Here is a 3,057-nt window from a genome sequence, read left to right as displayed (position 1 = left end):
ATTTATATATGAAACTATTAAGAAATTCATTAGCGAATCTGAATCTCTTAACTTTCAAAATATAATTGAAGTTTTAGATCAAAATATATCTAGCAAAATTTTATACTTCCCAACTTACAGGAGAATTGAATCGCAACTAGAGAGTTTACAAAAAAAAATTAATAATAGAAATGAATATTATGACAATCCTTTTTTTGAAAATGAAACGGATGAGGATGATGACGAGCAATCCGAGATAGATGAAGTTATTCAATTTGGGATGGAAGATGTTAGAAAGAAAATAAAAAGCATTACTCAAGAGATTACTCACAAGTCATTAATTGGTTTCTCCAAAATAACTGGAGATTTGCTAAGTCAACTTTCAAAAGAATTTCCAAATTACAAAGCAAAAGAAAATATTGACAAAAGAAAACTTGAAATTATTCTTGACAGAGTAGGAAATACGATATCCAATGAAGACAAATCTAATATCATTGAATATATTAAATCAGGAAAAAAAACAAACAAAGGTTTGCTTTTTTTAATTGATAAATTAATAGATTTATATAACGAACAAGAAGAACTAGATTTGGCAATTAGAAACTTTGCCGAGACTTGTAATAAATATTTAAATCTTAAGAATTTTCACTACAACGAAAGTTCTGTAAAATTGGAAATAATTAGAGATAATAGTGAAAATAGCGAAAGTAAAGTTATTGATCTAAATCATTTATCTTCCGGAGAAAAACAAATAGTTTCACTTTTTTCAAAAATCTATCTTGATTTAGACAAATCCTTTATTGTACTTTTTGACGAGCCAGAACTTTCATTGTCTATAAATTGGCAGCAAAAATTACTTCCAGACATTATAAATTCAAAAAAATGTAATTTCCTGTTTTGTGTTACTCATTCTCCTTTCATTTACGATAATGAAGTACAAAAATATGCATTTGGATTGACTGACTATATTAAAATGCAATCAAAATGAATCCTATCGAATTATTAGAACAAAGCAGAAATTCTTCTGCTGTAGCATTTCATAAATTTGTATTGCTTCATAGAGAATTTGGGACAGATTTGTTTTGTTTTTATGAAGGAAAAGACACCCATTATTATTTTCCTAAAATAAATCAGATCTATAAAGACAATCATCATCCTATAATTTGTGGTAACAAAAAATCAGTAATAGAGACATTCGAAAAAATTATCCCTAAATACAATAATTTAAAAACTGCTTTTTTTATCGACAGAGACTTTGATGAAAAAATAGAGGACGAAAAATTATATTGCACTCCATGTTATTCAATAGAAAATTTGTATTGTACTGAAAGTGTTTTATCTAGAATATTAAAAAATGAATTTATGCTTCACGAGATTGACGATGAATACATATTCATAATAAATCTTTTTAGACAAAATCAAAATGAATTTCACAGTGCCGTTAAATTGTTTAATGCTTGGTATGCAACTGCAAAAGAAAAAGCAAAGAAAAGTAACACAATTGTAAACATTTCGCTAAATGAAAAATTCCCAAAAGACTTTGCAGTTATAAAAATTGGAAATATACAATCAAATTATACTCTGAACGATATTATGGATAAGTATCCAGATTCAATACAAGTAACCGAAGAAGAGTTGAAAGATAAATTAAAAAATTTTGAAGAAAATTGCAATTCTTGTTCTTTCCGCGGCAAATATGAAATAGAATTCTTTACGCTTTTTCTTAAATACTTGATTGAAGATGCAAATATCAAAAATAAATTTTTGAAAAAGAAAACAAAATTTAGTGTCGATAGCGCACAAATTTTATCGCAATTGAGTCAATATTCTGAAACTCCAGAATGTTTAATTGTCTATTTAACCAAAATAAAAAAATGTGCCTGAAAGAAAGGCTTTCCCCCGCTGGCGCGAGCGTCTCGCTCGTGATAGGTGTTAAGGATCAATATGATTATAGTTGGCGGAAGTCATTAGATTTAAAAAAAATGAAATAGTATTTGTGTTCAAGAGCGTGGCGCTCGCGCTTGCTTGCAGACAAATAGAACAAATCACATGAAATATGAGTCAAAGAATAACACAATGCACCAACTCTAACATAGCATTTACCTTAGGAATAATAGCGATACTTTTATTTTTATTATTAATTTGGGGAGTATTTGGGCTTGATATTTCTAACTATTTTACTGCTATAATTGGCTTACTAATCGGTCTTATTTCTATAATTGGAATTGTATATTCATTCAAAAGCCTACAGGAGCCAACTGGAATTAGAAGTGTATTTGGATTTATTCTGAATGGAGTAATGGCGATTCTATTTGTTATTACTTTTGTTGGCTTTTTTTTAAGTAGAACTTAAAATCTAAAGGCTACCGCGAGCGTCTCGCTCGTGATGAATAGATTACTATGATTTTAGTTTGTCTCAGTCATTAGATTTTTTCAGAAATATATTTAGACTCTAATTACACATACGAGTGACGATCTTGAAAGCTGTATAACCGAATAGAATAAAAGTAAAAATGAAAGAAAAAATAGTTCGGATTTTTGGATGGATTTCAGTTGTATTTTATTCAATAATGGCACTTATAACGTTTCTAATTTTAATTTTTGAAAGTCTCGAGATTACTGCATTGTTTACCTTAACAATATTTACGACAATGACTGTAACAGGATGGAACGCTCGGAGGTTTGGATTGATTGATTTTAAAGATAAACTCATCATAAAACTAACTGCATTATTTTCATTGATTTTTGGATGTTTGTTTGTGATTCTATCACCATTTATTTTTTCCAAGAGTTACGGCATTGGTGATTCATACGAGCCGATTATTGTTTTATTTATTATGTTTACTCCTTCGATAATATCGTCATTAGCAATTTTGATAAATGTAAGTTCTAATAAATTAATTAAATAATAAACAGCGCTATAATAAGCATGTCAATCTTAATGAGTGTGAAGAGTTTATTTGATTTCAGTTGGTACCCATTTTTATTATTTAAAATACGACGAAAAAATAACTATACCAATAATTAGGACGCTCGAACAAGCTAGAAAATTTATCAAACATATGAAATAACAAGGGG

Annotated in this window: 4 protein-coding genes; all 4 read left to right on the top strand. The window is 28.5% G+C overall.

Going from position 1 to position 3,057, the window contains the following annotated elements:
* Window positions 1-967, top strand: a 967-nt coding sequence (locus FPG59_RS15260) for an AAA family ATPase (protein ID WP_086455412.1), incomplete at its 5' end; no start/stop codon positions are given.
* On the top strand, window positions 964-1,863 hold the full coding sequence (locus FPG59_RS15255; protein ID WP_086455411.1) for a DUF4435 domain-containing protein: 900 nt from the start codon (window positions 964-966) through the stop codon (window positions 1,861-1,863). The genes FPG59_RS15260 and FPG59_RS15255, both read left to right, overlap by 4 nt.
* Window positions 1,864-2,035: 172 nt before the next feature.
* Window positions 2,036-2,332, top strand: coding sequence for a hypothetical protein (locus FPG59_RS15250; protein ID WP_086455410.1), 297 nt, complete (start codon window positions 2,036-2,038; stop codon window positions 2,330-2,332).
* Window positions 2,333-2,492: 160 nt separating this feature from the next.
* Window positions 2,493-2,888, top strand: coding sequence for a hypothetical protein (locus FPG59_RS15245; RefSeq protein ID WP_086455409.1), 396 nt, complete (start codon window positions 2,493-2,495; stop codon window positions 2,886-2,888).
* Window positions 2,889-3,057 lie beyond the last annotated feature (169 nt).

Origin of the sequence: Flavobacterium sp. FPG59 (assembly GCF_002150205.1) — a bacterium.
In the GTDB taxonomy this organism is placed as follows: Bacteria; Bacteroidota; Bacteroidia; order Flavobacteriales; family Flavobacteriaceae; genus Flavobacterium.
This window is presented reverse-complemented; position numbering and strand designations above follow the sequence as displayed.